The sequence below is a fragment of the Salipiger marinus genome, assembly GCF_900100085.1.
Lineage (GTDB): Bacteria > Pseudomonadota > Alphaproteobacteria > Rhodobacterales > Rhodobacteraceae > Salipiger > Salipiger marinus.
This window is the reverse complement of sequence record NZ_FNEJ01000010.1, coordinates 151,929-166,514: the sequence shown is the minus strand read 5'-3', so window position 1 is coordinate 166,514 and position 14,586 is coordinate 151,929. Positions and strand designations below refer to the sequence as shown.

12 protein-coding genes are annotated in these 14,586 nt (G+C 68.1%); 4 read left to right on the top strand and 8 right to left on the bottom strand.

The genetic code is table 11. The features are described 5' to 3' along the window. Nucleotides 1–5: 5 nt before the first annotated feature. The gene (locus BLR51_RS13270; protein ID WP_089847693.1) at nucleotides 6–809 is read right to left on the bottom strand and encodes a hormone-sensitive lipase; all 804 of its coding nucleotides are present in this window, start codon (nucleotides 807–809) and stop codon (nucleotides 6–8) included. An 82-nt stretch (nucleotides 810–891) separates the two neighbouring features. Between BLR51_RS13270 and BLR51_RS13265 the strand changes: the two genes are divergently transcribed. Further along, on the top strand, nucleotides 892–2,367 hold the full coding sequence (locus BLR51_RS13265; RefSeq protein ID WP_089847691.1) for an NAD-dependent succinate-semialdehyde dehydrogenase: 1,476 nt from the start codon (nucleotides 892–894) through the stop codon (nucleotides 2,365–2,367). 117 nt (nucleotides 2,368–2,484) lie between these two features. On the opposite strand, the gene BLR51_RS13260 is transcribed toward BLR51_RS13265, so the two are convergent. Together BLR51_RS13260 and BLR51_RS13255 are read right to left on the bottom strand one after the other, a co-directional pair. Beyond that, nucleotides 2,485–3,192 carry a Crp/Fnr family transcriptional regulator gene (locus BLR51_RS13260; RefSeq protein ID WP_089847690.1) on the bottom strand — a complete coding sequence of 236 codons (708 nt, stop codon included), beginning with the start codon at nucleotides 3,190–3,192 and terminating at the stop codon, nucleotides 2,485–2,487. Nucleotides 3,193–3,391: 199 nt separating this feature from the next. Beyond that, nucleotides 3,392–3,949, bottom strand: coding sequence for a hypothetical protein (locus tag BLR51_RS13255; RefSeq protein WP_089847688.1), 558 nt, complete (start codon nucleotides 3,947–3,949; stop codon nucleotides 3,392–3,394). A gap of 241 nt (nucleotides 3,950–4,190) precedes the next feature. Between BLR51_RS13255 and BLR51_RS13250 the strand changes: the two genes are divergently transcribed. Then, nucleotides 4,191–4,814, top strand: coding sequence for a DUF1523 family protein (locus BLR51_RS13250; protein WP_089847686.1), 624 nt, complete (start codon nucleotides 4,191–4,193; stop codon nucleotides 4,812–4,814). Here BLR51_RS13250 and BLR51_RS13245 read toward each other — a convergent pair. From BLR51_RS13245 to BLR51_RS13225, 5 genes are all read right to left on the bottom strand, one after another. Then, nucleotides 4,811–5,767 (bottom strand): ester cyclase, encoded by a 957-nt coding sequence (locus BLR51_RS13245; protein WP_089847683.1) that lies wholly within the window; start codon nucleotides 5,765–5,767, stop codon nucleotides 4,811–4,813. The two genes, BLR51_RS13250 and BLR51_RS13245, sit on opposite strands and share 4 nt — an antisense overlap. A 1-nt stretch (nucleotide 5,768) precedes the next feature. Next, complete coding sequence (locus tag BLR51_RS13240) at nucleotides 5,769–6,638, bottom strand: dimethyl sulfoxide reductase anchor subunit family protein (RefSeq protein ID WP_089847681.1); 870 nt, start codon at nucleotides 6,636–6,638, stop codon at nucleotides 5,769–5,771. After that, the gene (locus tag BLR51_RS13235) at nucleotides 6,639–7,388 is read right to left on the bottom strand and encodes a 4Fe-4S dicluster domain-containing protein (protein WP_089847679.1); all 750 of its coding nucleotides are present in this window, start codon (nucleotides 7,386–7,388) and stop codon (nucleotides 6,639–6,641) included. It lies immediately after the preceding gene. Between the two features lie 78 nt (nucleotides 7,389–7,466). Next, nucleotides 7,467–10,253, bottom strand: coding sequence for a molybdopterin-dependent oxidoreductase (locus BLR51_RS13230; RefSeq protein WP_089847677.1), 2,787 nt, complete (start codon nucleotides 10,251–10,253; stop codon nucleotides 7,467–7,469). A gap of 86 nt (nucleotides 10,254–10,339) precedes the next feature. After that, nucleotides 10,340–11,509, bottom strand: coding sequence for a glycosyltransferase family 4 protein (locus BLR51_RS13225; protein ID WP_089847674.1), 1,170 nt, complete (start codon nucleotides 11,507–11,509; stop codon nucleotides 10,340–10,342). 235 nt (nucleotides 11,510–11,744) lie between these two features. Between BLR51_RS13225 and BLR51_RS13220 the strand changes: the two genes are divergently transcribed. Both BLR51_RS13220 and BLR51_RS13215 read left to right on the top strand, forming a co-directional pair. Further along, nucleotides 11,745–13,172: a hypothetical protein gene (locus tag BLR51_RS13220; RefSeq protein ID WP_230795028.1), complete on the top strand. Its 1,428-nt coding sequence runs from the start codon at nucleotides 11,745–11,747 to the stop codon at nucleotides 13,170–13,172. A gap of 4 nt (nucleotides 13,173–13,176) precedes the next feature. Beyond that, nucleotides 13,177–14,484, top strand: coding sequence for a glycosyltransferase family 4 protein (locus BLR51_RS13215; protein ID WP_089847672.1), 1,308 nt, complete (start codon nucleotides 13,177–13,179; stop codon nucleotides 14,482–14,484). Nucleotides 14,485–14,586: the final 102 nt, after the last annotated feature.

Below are 14,586 nucleotides of genomic sequence, written 5' to 3'. Positions count from 1 at the left end.
CCAGCTCAGCCTGCGGACGCCTGATCCGACAGAAGTGCGGCGCAAAGCGGGTGCTCGGGCCGTTCCAGCCCCTCGACCACGTCGAAATGATGCCGCCCGGGCTCCACCTGCACCGGGCAGGACCATGCCGCCCCCAGCCAGCGCGCCTGATCCAGAAAGGCGGGCCGTTCGGCGCCGCCGACCCAGACCGTCACCGGCACCTCTGGCACGGGCTGGAACAGCGGGCTTTCCGCCCGCGCCTCGCTCTCGTCAAGCCGCAGGTCGGCATTCATCGCGGTCTGCATCAGCGGGCGCAGATCCGACAGCGGCGAGACCGGCACCACCTTCTCCACCCGCGCCGCCACGTCTGCGGGCAGCATGCCCGGCGCCAGCATCCGCGCCACCAGATGCCCGCCCGCCGAATGGCCGGTCAGTCGCAGCGGACCCGGCAGTTCTGACGCGGCGCAGGTGATGGCCGAAGCCACCTGCGTGGTGATCTGCGCGATGCGCACCGCAGGGCACAGGTCATAAGACGGCAGCGCCACCGCCCAGCCCGCCGCCAGCGGCCCCGCCGCCAGATGCGTCCAGTCCGAGGCGCTGAAGCGCAGCCAGTAACCGCCATGCACAAAGACCACGAGCCCGCGCGGCGCCGCCTCGGGCAGGCACAGATCCAGCACCTGCCGCGCGCCCGGGCCATAGCTCAGGCGGCGGAACCGCCCCTGCGCCTCCAGACCCTCGCGCAGCGCCGCAGCGGCGGCCTGCCAGCGCGGCGGGTAGTCCGCCGCACCGGGAATATGGGCGGCATTGGCATAGGCATCGCTGAGATCCATCGCCATTCTCTCCTCTGGCACTACTGTCCCGAATAGCAGATGCTGCGCCGGACGCAGCAAGGAAGACAAGAGGAGAGACCTCATGCTGGACCAAATCACCAATCTTGCCGGGCTTCTGAAGGATCCCAGCCTTCTGGAAACCCGGGCTTACGTGAACGGCACATGGACCGATGGCGACAAGGGCACGTTCGACGTGCGCAACCCCGCCCGGGGCGATGTCATCGCCGAGGTGGCCGATCTGAGCCGCGCGCAGGTGGCGCAGGCCATCGACGCCGCCTATGCCGCGCAGAAGGACTGGGCGCAGTGGACCGGCAAGGAACGCGCCAAGGTGCTGCGCAAATGGTTCGACCTGATGATGGAAAATCAGGAGGATCTGGGCACGATCCTGACCGCCGAACAGGGCAAGCCGCTGGCCGAGGCCAAGGGCGAGATCGCCTATGGCGCGTCCTTCATCGAGTTTTTCGGCGAAGAGGCCAAGCGCATCTATGGCGAGACCATCCCCGGCCACCAGCGCGACAAGCGGCTGATGGTGATGAAACAGCCGATCGGGGTCGCGGCCTCGATCACGCCGTGGAACTTCCCCAATGCCATGATCACCCGCAAGGCCGGGCCGGCGCTGGCGGCAGGCTGCGCCTTTGTCGCCCGCCCCGCCAAGGAAACGCCGCTGTCGGCCATCGTGCTGGCGGTGCTGGCGGAACGCGCCGGGATTCCGGCGGGCGTGTTCAACGTGGTGCCGTCTTCGTCCTCGTCCGAGATCGGCAAGGAATTCTGCGAAAATGGCAAGGTCCGCAAGCTGACCTTCACCGGCTCCACCGAGGTCGGGCGCATCCTGCTGAAACAGGCCGCCGATCAGGTGATGAAATGCTCCATGGAGCTGGGCGGCAACGCGCCGTTCATCGTGTTCGACGATGCCGATCTGGATGCCGCCGTGGAAGGCGCCATCGCCTGCAAGTTCCGCAACAACGGCCAGACCTGCGTCTGCGCCAACCGGCTTTACGTGCAGTCCGGGGTCTATGACGCCTTCGCCGAGAAGCTGGCGGCGGCGGTGAAGAAGCTCAAGGTCGGCGACGGGCTGAAGGACGGCACCGATCTGGGCCCGCTCATCAACCCCGAGGCGCTGGAAAAGGTGCGCGAACATGTGGCCGATGCCGAGGCCAAGGGCGCGAAGGTGCTGCTGGGGTCCGAGGATCCGGGTCTGGGCGGCGGCTTCTGCGCCCCGCTGATCGTCACCGGCGCCACGCAGGAGATGAAATTCGCCACCGAGGAAACCTTTGGCCCGCTGGCGCCGCTGTTCCGGTTCGACACGGTGGACGAGGTGATCGAGCTTGCCAATGACACGATCTTCGGCCTTGCCTCGTATTTCTACGCCAAGGATCTGAGCCGGGTCTACAAGGTCGCCGAGGCGCTGGAATATGGCATCGTCGGCGTCAATACCGGCATCATCTCCACCGAACTGGCGCCCTTTGGCGGGGTGAAGCAGTCCGGTCTTGGCCGCGAAGGCAGCCATCACGGCATCGAGGATTACCTCGAGATGAAATATGTCTGCCTGAGCATCTGAGACGCAGCAGACGGGGCGAGGGGCGCTGTCCCCTTTCCCCGGCGCTGCGCTGACACAAGGGCGAGGGGCCAGCCCCTCGCGCTCCCCGGAGTTTAGGGGCAAGATGAAGGGGCGGGGTCAGTCGCCGCCGGTCAGGAACTCCTGCAGGCCCTGCATGTCGCGCACCGACAGCTTGCCATAGCCGCGCGCGATCCAGCCTTCGGTCTCGAACCGTTTCAGCACCGTGTTCATGGTCTGGCGCGACACATTCGCCATTTCCGCAAGATCCGTCTGGGTGAGCAGGCAGGCGGTGGGATCGTCGCCATGGCTGGACTGCGTGGCGCTGACCACGCGCAGCAGCACCGCCGCGATGCGCTGGTCGGAGCGGCGGATCAGCAGTTCGCCCGCAATCTGATAGGTGATGATGGCGTTGTATTCCACCAGCCCGGCGAAGCGCCGCGGGGCTTCGGGCATGGCGCGCGACAATTCCTGAATCGCGGGCAGCGGCACATGCGCCACCAGCGCCGGCTGCATCGCGCGGAAGGTCAGCATCCGCGCCCCGCCCGTGGCCAGCGGCCCCTGCCCGAACCATGCGCCCGCGCCAAAGATATGCCCCAGCACCACGCCAAGGGTCGGGCTTTGGGTCATCACCCCGAAGCTGCCGCCCAGAATGCCAAAGATGCCGCCCGGATCGTCGCCGATGTGATGGGTATACTGTCCGGTGTCGAAGCGGCGGATCTGGATCCGGTCCAGCACCGCCTGCTGGAACGGCGCAGGCTCTTTGGCCAGCCAGCCATGGGACAGCAGGAGACGGGTCGCGGGCAGGGTCGCGCAGGAGAGGGTCATGAGGAGGTGGTCCGAAAAGAATTCAGCGCAAACAGACGAGACTGTCAAAAAACCGACAAACTTACCGGTGCGCTAAACTAGACCTGTCCCCGGGCCGTGAGTCAAGGAAACATGACTTCATGTCGGGTGTGCCCTCCGGCCCTGAAAAGCGCGTGCGGTGTCCTTGTCGCACGCGCATTTTCCCTTTCAGAGCGGCGGCTTACTGGCCAAAATCCGCCATGCTGTCGAAATCCATCGCCTCCAGCAGGGTCAGGGCGGTCGCGGTGTCCGGCCCGTCCACCTGCACAAAGATGCGGTTGGCGATCAGCCCCATCACCTGCTGGTCCTGAATGGCGAAGCGCTGGCGGTTGACGCGTTCGGTCTTCAGCCCCATGGCCCCGGCATTGGACACCATCGCGGCCATGCCCGCCACCATCGGGTTGTCGGCGAGGATCTGCAGCCGGTAGCTGTCGCCCGTGCCGGTCTGATAATCCGCCTCGGCGGCCACGCCGCCGCCCATCATCGCCATGGCGGCATTGGCTTCGGTGTTGACCGTGCGCGTCCAGCCCTCCGGCGGTTCGGGCAGGAAGGCGCCAAGCGCGTCGGTCTTGAGTTCCAGAAGCTTGGCCCGCGCAAAATCCAGCTCTTCAAGCGCATACTGGATGTCCCCCGCCTCATAGGCCTCCAGCGCGGAGCCGAGCGTGTCGGAGATCTCGTCGGCGGCGGCGGGACAGGCGGGAAGTGCGAGGGTCAGGGCGAAAAGGGTTTGTCTGAACATTTTGATAAGAACTTTCTGCAAAAGGGAACATCTGACAGGATGGATGCAGTCCCGACCGCTCGCAAGGTCGGGGATACCTGACCGGGGCGCCGCAGGGCACCCCCTCGAACAGGGGGGAGGCGCCCGGATTCGCGACACCGCCGGTGGTTGATTTTCCCGCCACTTGAGGTCAGGTGAAGGGGAGGCGCAATTCCGGCGGCGCCGCCCCCAGCGCCGGAACAGACCCCGGGGAGCCCCTGCGATGAAATATGTGAAATGGACGGTGCTGGTGCTGCTATGGGCGGTCGTGGCGGCCTTCCTGCACTACACCCTGCCGCAGCACGACATCGTGCGGATCACCGACACCTATGAAAAGCGCGAGACCCCCGGCGCCAACCGCTGGTTCTGGTCGCAGGCGGGCAGTTCCAGCGCCGCCGCCACTGGCGGGCGCGACGTGTTCTTCATCCAGACGCGGCGCGCCGATGACAGTGTGATGGTTTATCGCAACGAGGATACCGGCTGGGGCTGGCCGCCCTATTTCAAGTTCGACACCTCGAACCTGCAGGCGGAGGCGAATGACCGCCGCTCCACCGGGGCGGAACCGGACTGGGTGGCGATCAAGCATTACGGCTGGCGCAACGAGGTGCTGTCGATCTATCCCAACGCCGTGTCGATCCGCCCGGTGGCGGGGCCGGAGGTGCGCATCATCCCGTGGACCAGCATTGCGCTGCTGGTGGTGCTGGCGGCGGTGTTCTGGGCGCTTTACGTGCGCTGGCGCCGGTTCCGCAAGCGGCGGATCGACCCGGTTCTGGAAGACATGGGTGACAATCTGGACGATGCGGGCGGGCGGCTGCGCGGCTTTTTCCGACGCAGCCCCAAGGACTAGTAGCTGCCGGTGGCGCGCAGGATCTGCGCCCAGATGCCGGGCGTGTCGTAAAGCGTCCATTCCCGGCGCAGCCCGTCGGGGCCGAATTCGGCATGGGTCATGCCAAGGATGTCGACCTCCGCCCCGGTGGGCATGCCAAAGGTGCCATGGCCGTCATGCCGCCCGGCAAGCCGCCAGCGCAGGGTGGCGCGCGGCGGGGCCAGCGGATCCTCCGCCCCCATCAGATGCTCCACGTGGAACAGGGCAGAGGGAAAGGCGGCGCGCAGGCCGATCCAGAACGCCTCGGCCTCGCGCGGGCCGCAGCCCTGCACGCTGCCGGGCAGGAACAGTTCGGCGGCGGGATCATACTGGCGGTCCAGCGCCGACAGTTCGCCCCCCATCACCCGGTCGATCAGATCGCCCAGCGTCTGCCCCCACGGGTTGCCGTTGCCCTGCCCCGCGGGACGGGGCGCGGGGGGATCGCTGCGGTCCGGGGCGGTGACCAGCCGCCAGCGCGCGCCCTCCTCCAGCCCGATGCCAAGGCGGGACAGGATCGCCGCCTCGTCGCGCAGCACCCATTCCTCCTGCACCCGCCCCGCCACGCAATAGCGTTCGGCCATCTGCAGAAAGCCCAGATCGCGCCCGGTGGCAGGCCCGTAAAGCCCGGCGCCGTCATGGCGGGTGATCACATGGAACCGCTGCGCCGCCATCAGCGCGTTTTCGGCGGGCGCGTGCCACAGCGTGTCTTCGGCCAGCAGCCTTGTGTCCGGAAACGCCGCCAGCCGCGCCGCCAGATCGGCGCCCACTACCTCTGGCTCCTGCAGCCAGCCCAGACCGCCATGCGAGACGACCTGCGGCGCCATCAGATCCGGCGTGCGGTCCAGCCGCCGCCCCTCCCACAGATCGCGGGTCAGCGTGTCGAGATAGGCGCTGGCATCCTGCCACTGCGCGTCAAACCCGGCCAGAAACGACATGTCAGCCTCTTCCGTGATACAGGCCGACCACATGCTCGGCCTCGGCAAAAAACACCCAGCGCGACAGAACCACGCCCGCCACATGCGACACAAGCGCAACCGCACCGAAGAGATGCGGCATCGGCAGCAGCAGCAGCGGCACGGGCAGCACCACCATAAAAGCCAGCCCCAGCACCCGCAGCTTTTTCAGGTGACGGCGGGCCACCACAAAGGCCATCTCGTCCAGCACATAGGTGCTGCCGGTCTGGGCCGGAAACAGCGGGCGCACGCTGCCGCGCCCGGCAAGCCCGGTGGCGGTGGCGGGCGTGCTGCCGCTGCGGGCAAAGCGCGTATCGCCATCGTACCATGTCCAGATCTGCAGCGCCCCCAGCGCGGGCAGCAGGATCAGCGCCGCCGTGACATGGCCCGACAGCAGCGCGCCCCCTGCCAGCGCGGTCAGCAGGAACAGCGCAGGCGTGGACCAGTGATGCCAGCGCGGCACAGCCTTCAGCTGCGCATAGATCATCGCGGTGCAGGTGACGGCGGCCAGCGCCAGCGCCGCCGACAGCCAGCCAAGCGGCAGCAGCGGCTGGTCGAGCATCAGCGCCAGACCGTGCCCGCCCCCCGCCAGCAGCGCCGCCACGGCGGCCCAAGCCTCGCGCGAGAGCCAGCTGCTGCGCCACTGGCTGAACGCCTTGAGCGCGCGGTCACGGCGGCGCAGATGCAGCGCTGACGCGGCGAGCCCGGCAAGGCAGAGCCCATGCGCCAAGGCGAAGAACACCAGCGCCACCCAGCCGGTGGGCGGCGCGGGATCGATCCCCAGCCAGACCAGCAGGCCGAAACCCAGCCCCGAGAGCGTGGAAAAGGCGATGAGCGAGCGTGCGGGATACATTCAGATCCTCGCCAGCGTGCGGTCGATCCAGCCAAGCAGGCCGCGCGGTTCTTCGGCCACCACATCCAGATAGGGGGCAAGCACGTCCACATCGTCCGGTGCTGCGTCGCGGGGGCGCGGCGGCAGGTATTTGTTCACCGGGGCCGTGCCCTGTTCCGGCATCAGATCCACCCCGCCGCGCTCCGCCACCAGCAGCGACACCGCGCTGTCGGGATCGTTCAGGTCGCCGAAATGCCGTGCCTGCGACGGGCAGGTGCGCACGCAGGCGGGAAGGCGGTCTTCCTCGGGCAGGTGCGGATTGTCGATGCGGTCGACGCAGAGCGTGCATTTCTTCATCACGCCTTCGGCCATGTCCATTTCCCGCGCGCCATAGGGACAGGCCCATGCGCAGAGCCCGCAGCCGATGCAGTCGGCTTCGTTGACCAGCACGATGCCATCTTCGGCGCGTTTCCAGCTGGCGCCGGTGGGGCAGACGGTGACGCAGGGCGCGTCGTCGCAATGCAGGCAGGAGCGGGGGAAATGCACCAGCTGGGCCGGGCCTTCGGGGGGCTGCACCTCGAAGCCGTGCACGCGGTTGAGGAAGGTGCCGGTGGGATCGGCGCCATAGGGATCCTGATCGGAGAGCGGGCTGGGCTGGCTCTGGGTGTTCCAGCCTTTGCAGGCGATGACGCAGGCATGACAGCCCACGCAGGTGTCGAGGTCGATCACCAGACCGAGCTTTTTCTGCGGGAGGGGGGGAAGTGTCGTCATGTTCCGATGTCGCGCTGAAGGAAAAGGCGGGACCGGGGCGCTGCCCCGGACCCCGGGATATTTGGGGTCAGAAGAAGCCTAAGGCGGGGGCACCGGGGAGCGGAGCGGCGGGAAGGTCGGCTGCGCCTGATCGGGCGGGGCCGATTTTTCCAGCCGCACCCGCAGGTCGAACCATGCCGCCTGTCCGGTGACGGGATCGCTGTTGGACCAGCCGCCTGCCCCGGACAGGCGTTCCGGGATCAGGTGGTTGAGCAGGAAGCCGCGCGTCGCCTCGGGGGCGGCGGGGTCGAGCGCCCATGCGCCCTTGCGCTTGCCGATGGCGTTCCATGTCCAGACGGTGTCGGGGTTGAGCGCGGCCATGTGTTCGGCGGGCACGGTGATTTCCGCATGGGAGGAGATGACCCGCACCCAGTCGCCGGGCGCGAGGTTCAGCCGGTTCCACCACAGCGTCGGCAGATAGAGCGGGTTCTGCCCGTGGATCTGGCGCAGCCACGCGTTCTGGCCGCCCCAGCTGTGATACATCGCCATGGGCCGCTGGGTGATGGCGTGGACGGGAAATTCCGCCGGATCCTCGAACGCGTCCGAGAGCGGCGGATACCAGACCGGCAGCGGATCGAAGGTGGTGCGGATGCGGCCCCGCAGGCTGTCGGGGGGCTGGTGCGGGCCGTGACCTTCGGCGGCGCGCTGGAAGCGGCGCAGCGGCTCGCACCAGAGCTGCACCAGATCGAAGCCGGGGGCCTCGGCCAGCCCCTTGTCCACCGCCCAGTCGGCCCATGCCCGGTTCCATGGCTTGAAATAGGCGGCTTCGGGCGGGACGGGCATTTCGTGGAAGCCGCCTGCGGCGATGTAGCTGTCGATCTGCGCGGCGTTGGGCAGGCCGCGCCCGTCCTGCAGGCCCTTGTCGCCCAGCCGGAACCCCGCAAGCGGGCCGATGCCGGGGCGGCGTTCGTGCATCTGGATGTAATCGGCGTAATCGGCATAGGTCGGCTGGCCTTCGGCATCGACCATGCCGGGCAGACCCAGCCGCGCGCCCAGATCCAGCAGCACCGACTGGAAGGGCCGCACGTCGCGGTCGGGCGCGATCACCGGCCAGCGGATCGCATCCGCCGCCGCGTCCGGATCGGAGATCGGGCGGTCCAGCAGCGAGATGCAGTCATGCCGTTCCAGATAGGTGGTGTCCGGCAGCACCAGATCGGCATAGGCCACCATTTCCGAGCTATAGGCATCGGCGCAGATGATATGCGGGATGACATAGCCGCCGTCTTCGTCCTGCGCGGTCAGCATGTCGATCGTGCCCTGCGTGTTCATGGCGGAATTCCACGCCATGTTCGCCATATAGAGCATCAGCGTGTCGAGCCGGTAGGGATCGCCTTCGGCGGCATTGGCGATGACCATATGCATCAGCCCATGGGCGGAAAGCGGGTTTTCCCATGTGAAGGCGCGGTCGATGCGGGCAGCGCTGCCATCGGGATGCAGCGCCAGATCCTCCGGCCCCTGCGGAAAGCCCAGATGCGGGCCCTCCAGCGGCTGGCCGGGGCGGCTGCGGAAGGCCGGGCGCGGATGGGCGCTGGCGGGTTTCGGATAGGGCGGCTTGAACCGCATCGATCCGGGCGTTTCCACGGCGCCCAGCAGGCTTTGCAGCAGATGGATGGCGCGGCAGGTCTGGAAACCGTTGGAATGGGCGGATATCCCGCGCATGGCATGCACCGCCACCGGGCGGCCCACCATGGTGGCGTGGCGGTGGCCGCGAAAATCGGTCCAGGGCTGGTCCAGCACCACCGGATCATCAAAGGCGGCGCGGGCCAGATCCGCCGCCAGCCGCCGGATCTGCCCGGGCGCCAGACCGCAGCGCTCCGCCACCTTTTCCGGCGCATAGGCGGGATCCATGTAGCGGTCGGCGATATGGTGCATGACCGAGCGGTGGCTGAGCCCGGCGCGGCGGATCTGCCCGGTCAGCTGCGGTTCCACCCCTTCGCCATCCCATGGCGCAAGCCGCCCGGTGCGGCGGTCGACCACCTGCGCGCGGCCCTCTTCGTCGCGCAGGGCAAGACCGTAGTCGGGGGATTTCGGATCGCAGTCGAGGATCACCGGCGCATTGGTGAAGCGCGCGAGAAACTCGAGGTCGATGCGCCCCGCCCGCAACAGTTCATGCACCAGCGCCAGCACCAGCAGCCCGTCGGTGCCGGGGGTGATGCCCAGCCAGTCATCGGCGATGGCGTTGTAACCGCTGCGCACCGGGTTGATGCCCACCACCTTGGCGCCGCGCGCCTTGAGCCGCCCCAGCCCCAGCTTCAGCGGGTTGCTGTCGTGATCCTCCGCCACGCCGAACAGCAGCAGAAGCCGCGCGTGATCCCAGTCGGGCGCGCCGAATTCCCAGAAGCTGCCGCCCAGCGTATAGATCCCCGCCGCCGCCATGTTCACCGAACAGAAGCCGCCATGGGCCGCGTAATTGGGGGTGCCATACATCTGCGCCCACCAGCCGGTGAAGCTTTGCGACTGGTCGCGCCCGGTGAAGAAGGCGAATTTTTCCGGCGCCGTCTCGCGCAGCGGCTTCAGCCAGCTCACCGCCAGATCCAGCGCCTCGTCCCAGCTGATTTCCTCGAACTCGCCCGAGCCGCGCGGGCCGGTGCGGCGCAGCGGCGCGCGCAGCCGGGCGGGCGACAGCACCTGTTTCAGCCCCGCCGCCCCCTTGGCACAGAGCACGCCGCGATTGACCGGGTGATCGCGGTTGCCGTCGATATAGACCGGCACGCCGTCTTTCAGATGCACGTCGATGCCGCAGCGGCAGGCGCACATGTAGCAGGTGGTCTTGCGGATCTCGTCCGAAATGCGCGGTGCCGTGTCCGGGTCTGGCTGGTCCTTCATCGCGGGCTTGCCCCCTTCTTCTGCCAAAAGCTTGGCTTTTGCCAGAGGCTAGGGCAGGGCATGGGGTCTGACCAGCGCTTTCCGGGTCAGGCGCTGCGCCGGGCCACCGCATCGCGCAGCAGATCGCCGACGCGGGCGCCCCATGCGTCCCAGTTCAGATGCTGGTCATATTCGGCGCGGGTGCTGCGGCACAGCGCGGCATAGCCCGCCGGATCGGCCACGGTGGCCTGAATGCGCGCGGCAAAAGCCTCTGCGCCGCTGCCCGGCGGCAGGGCAAAGCCGTTGACCCCGTCGCGCACCGGCACGCCCCCCACCCGCAGGCAGAGCGAGGGCACGCCATGCGCCGAGGCTTCGCAGAAGGCAAAGCCGTAGCTTTCATAGCTGGGCTGCACCACAAAATGCGACCGGGCATAAAGCTGCTGGAACAGCGCAGCCTCGGCGGGCACGGATTTGTCGAGCTGCGGGTGGATGGTGACATGCGGATCGCCCTGCGCCTCGGGCGGGGAGCAGCCGATGACGGTCAGCCGCGCGTCAAGCCCGGCCTTGCGCAGCCGGTGCAGGGTGGCCAGCGCCACCGGCCCGCCCTTGGCCTGCCAGTTGCGCCCCACCAGCAGCAGATGCAGCGGCGCGCCGGGACCTACGCTGCGCGGCTGCGGCACGGGGGGTGGCGCGATATTGGCGCCCCATGGCACCAGATGCACCTTGTCCGGGTCCAGATCATAGCGCTGCAGCGTGGCGTCGCGCAGCCATGCCGAGGGCCAGAGCAGCATGTCGCTGCCGCGCAGCACCAGCGCTTCGGCGCGTTCCACCCAGCCATCCAGCCTGCGCCCGCCGGGCAGCACTTCGGAAAAGGCCTGCCCGATTTCAGAGCGGCGGTAGACCGTGGGCGTCGCGTCCGAGGTATAGGCCACGGTCAGCGGATAGGGCCGTCGCAGATGGTGCAGCGTCTGGAAGGCATAGGCGCCGAACAGCACGTCATACCTGTCGCGCCGCAGCGCCGCCGCGATGGAACACGCGATGACCGGGGCCAGCGCCAGCTGTGCCCGCCAGCGCAGCCGCAGGCTGAACCGGTCGGGCAGGGCAAGGATGGCGCGGCGCACCGGATCGGCCAGCCCCCAGGTCTGGGGCAGGATCGTGACATCGCCCGCATGGCGCACCAGCGCGTCATGGATGCGGGCATTGCCGCCGGAATAGAAATTCCTGTCGAGCGGGGAAAAATCGCTCAGATACGCAATCTTCAGACGCTGCTGTGGCAAGGAAACGCTGACCCTTCTTTCACTTGTCAGACCGATGACCAATCAATTGGGCCATTTCATGACCCGATCGCGATGCTCTTCGGTCCGCCGCGCCTGTGCCAAATCTGCCAGCCCCCGGCGCGGCGCCCCGACGCGACAGGCGACAACCGGGCACGAGCCTGCTACGGTCAGGCGGCATGGCGGGGCGCTTGGGGGGCCGGTGCCATGGGTTTTCACGGGACGACCACGACACGGGATGCCGAACCCTCTTGCCTTTCTCATGCTGGCGCTCTGGCCGCTGGTGACGGTCGCGCTGTTCCGGCGTCTGGCGGTGGACCGCGCGCTGATCCTGTCGCTGCTGCTGGGCTATCTGTTCCTGCCGGAACCGCCTGCGGTCTTCGACCTGCCGCTGATGCCGCCGCTGACCAAGCACAACATCCCCGCGCTGACCGCCTTTGTCCTCGTGCTGTTCCGGGGCGGATCGGACGGGTCGTTCCTGCCCGAATCGGGGCTGGGCCGGGTGCTGCTGGCGGTCTTCGTGCTGTCGCCCGCGCTGACCGTGGTCACCAATGCCGAACCGGTGTTCTTTGGCCGCATCGGCCTGCCCGGGCTCGGGATCAAGGATGCCGTGGCCCTGACGCTGCAGCAGCTTCTGCTGGTGCTGCCCTTCCTGCTGGCGCGGCGCTTTCTGGCGACGGGCGGGGCGCAGCGCGAGATTCTGCGCGCGCTGGTCTGGGGCGGGCTCGTGTATTCCGTGCTGATGCTGGTGGAAATCCGGCTGTCGCCGCAGTTGAACAACTGGATTTACGGCTATTACCAGCACTTCTTCGGCCAGTCGATCCGGTTCGGCGGCTATCGCCCGGTGGTGTTCCTCTATCACGGGCTGTGGGTGGCATTTTTTCTGATGACCTCTGCCGTCGCCGCATGGGCGCTGTGGCGGCGCGATCCGGCAGCGTCCAAGCTGCGGGCGCTGCTGGCGGCGCTTTATCTGACGGCGGTCCTTGTGCTGGCGAAATCGATGGGGGCGCTGGTGCTTGGCCTGCTGGTGATCCCGGCGGTGCTGCTGCTGACGCGGCGGATGCAGATCCGGCTGGCGCTGCTGATCGGGCTTCTGGCGCTGGCCTATCCGCTGGTGAAGGGGGCGGGGCTGGTGCCCGAACAGGCGCTGCTGGACCGCGCCGCCGCCATCGATCAGGACCGCGCCTATTCGCTGGAATTCCGCTTCGACAACGAAAACACCCTGCTGGAGCGCGCCTATCTGAAACCGGTCTTCGGCTGGGGCAGCTGGGGGCGCAACCAGATCCTCGATCCCGTGACCGGCTTCATCACCACCGTCTCTGACGGGCGCTGGATCATCGTGATCGGGGTCTATGGCTGGGTCGGCTTTCTGGCGGAATTCGGGCTGCTGCTGCTGCCGCTGATCCTGCTCTGGCGCGAGGCGAAACATGCCCCCCCCGATGCGGTGTCGCCGCTGATCGCGCCGCTGTCGCTGCTGCTGGCGGTCAATGTCGCGGACATGATCCCCAACGCCACGCTGACCCCGCTGACATGGATGGTGGCGGGTGCCCTGACCGGCTATGCCGAGGCGCTGAAGGCGCAGCGGCTGGGGCGGCGGGCGCCCGAAAATCCCGCCCTGCCCGCCGCCGCGCCGCGCGACAAGCCGCGCTGGCAGTCGATCATGTGAGCCGATGACCCGACGTCCCCGCATCCTTGCCATCGCCGAGGCCGCCAATCCCGAATGGGTCAGCGTGCCGCTGGTCGGCTGGTCGCTGGCCCATGCCCTGCGCGAGGTGGCGGATGTGCATATCGTCACGCAGATCCGCAACCGCGACGCGATCCTGCGCGCGGGCCTGACCGAAGGCACCGACTTCACCGCGATTGATTCCGAGGCCTTCGCCCGCCCGATGTGGAAGCTGGCCGAAATCCTGCGCATGGGCGAAGGCAAGGGCTGGACCATGGTGCAGGCGATCAACGCGCTAAGCTATCCGTGGTTCGAACATCTGGTCTGGCGACAGTTCGGCGCGCGGATCCGGCGCGGCGACTGGGATCTGGTGCACCGGATCACCCCGCTAAGCCCCACCATCGGCTCTCCGGTGGCGGCACGCTGCGCCAAGGCCGGGGTGCCCTTCGTGCTGGGGCCGCTCAATGGCGGGGTGCCGTGGCCTGCGGGATTCGAGGCAGAACGGCGGCGCGAACGCGAATGGCTGAGCCACCTGCGCGGCGCCTACCGGCTGCTGCCCGGCCATGGCGCCACGCTGGACCATGCGGCGACGATCCTCACCGGCTCGCGCCACACCGCCAGCGAGATCCCCGCCCGCCACGCGCATAAGGTGATCCACCTGCCGGAAAACGGCATCGACCCCGCCTGGTTCAACCGCACCGCCACCCCCGGCCCCGGCCCGCTGCGCGCCGCCTTCGTGGGCCGCCTCGTGCCCTACAAGGGCCCCGACATGCTGCTGGAGGCGGCGGCCCCCCTGCTGCGCGCGGGCCAGATGCAGATCGACATCGTGGGCGACGGGCCGATGCGCCCCGCGCTGGCGGATCAGGCGGCGGCGCTGGGGATCGCCGGGGCCGTCACCTTTCACGGCTGGCAGGAGCATCGCGCGGTGCAGGACATCCTCTGCCGCTGTCATCTGCTGTCCTTCCCGTCGATCCGCGAATTCGGCGGCGGCGTGGTGCTGGAGGCGATGGCGCTTGGCGTGGTGCCGCTGATCGTGGATTACGCGGGCCCGGGCGAGCTGGTGGGGCCGGAAACCGGGCTGAAAGTGCCCTGCGGATCGCGGGCAGAGATCGTGGCGGGCTTCCGCGCGGCGCTGGAGCGGCTGGCGCAGGATCCCGCCCCCCTGCCCGAGCTGGCTGCCGCCGCCCGCGCCCGGGTGCAGAGCCATTTCACATGGGACCAGAAGGCGCGGCAGGTGGCGCGGGTCTATGACTGGATCGCCCAAGGCCGCCCCTCCCCCAAGCCGGATTTTTTTGGACCAGCCGGCACAGAGTGACGGATCGGCAAGAATTGCCATCTAAACCAGACCGTGACGGGTTCTGCCCTTTAATCGCCTTATTTCGAGGCTCTGATAGAACTGGATTTTAGACGGGGCCGC

Coding starts and splice junctions, on each gene's coding strand:
- BLR51_RS13260 (WP_089847690.1), bottom strand. CDS start 3,192: ATGACCCTCTCCTGCGCGACCCTGCCCGCGACCCGTCTCCTGCTGTCC.
- BLR51_RS13270 (WP_089847693.1), bottom strand. CDS start 809: ATGGATCTCAGCGATGCCTATGCCAATGCCGCCCATATTCCCGGTGCG.
- BLR51_RS13215 (WP_089847672.1), top strand. CDS start 13,177: ATGACCCGACGTCCCCGCATCCTTGCCATCGCCGAGGCCGCCAATCCC.
- BLR51_RS13230 (WP_089847677.1), bottom strand. CDS start 10,253: ATGAAGGACCAGCCAGACCCGGACACGGCACCGCGCATTTCGGACGAG.
- BLR51_RS13265 (WP_089847691.1), top strand. CDS start 892: ATGCTGGACCAAATCACCAATCTTGCCGGGCTTCTGAAGGATCCCAGC.
- BLR51_RS13235 (WP_089847679.1), bottom strand. CDS start 7,388: ATGACGACACTTCCCCCCCTCCCGCAGAAAAAGCTCGGTCTGGTGATC.
- BLR51_RS13240 (WP_089847681.1), bottom strand. CDS start 6,638: ATGTATCCCGCACGCTCGCTCATCGCCTTTTCCACGCTCTCGGGGCTG.
- BLR51_RS13255 (WP_089847688.1), bottom strand. CDS start 3,949: ATGTTCAGACAAACCCTTTTCGCCCTGACCCTCGCACTTCCCGCCTGT.
- BLR51_RS13245 (WP_089847683.1), bottom strand. CDS start 5,767: ATGTCGTTTCTGGCCGGGTTTGACGCGCAGTGGCAGGATGCCAGCGCC.
- BLR51_RS13250 (WP_089847686.1), top strand. CDS start 4,191: ATGAAATATGTGAAATGGACGGTGCTGGTGCTGCTATGGGCGGTCGTG.
- BLR51_RS13220 (WP_230795028.1), top strand. CDS start 11,745: ATGCCGAACCCTCTTGCCTTTCTCATGCTGGCGCTCTGGCCGCTGGTG.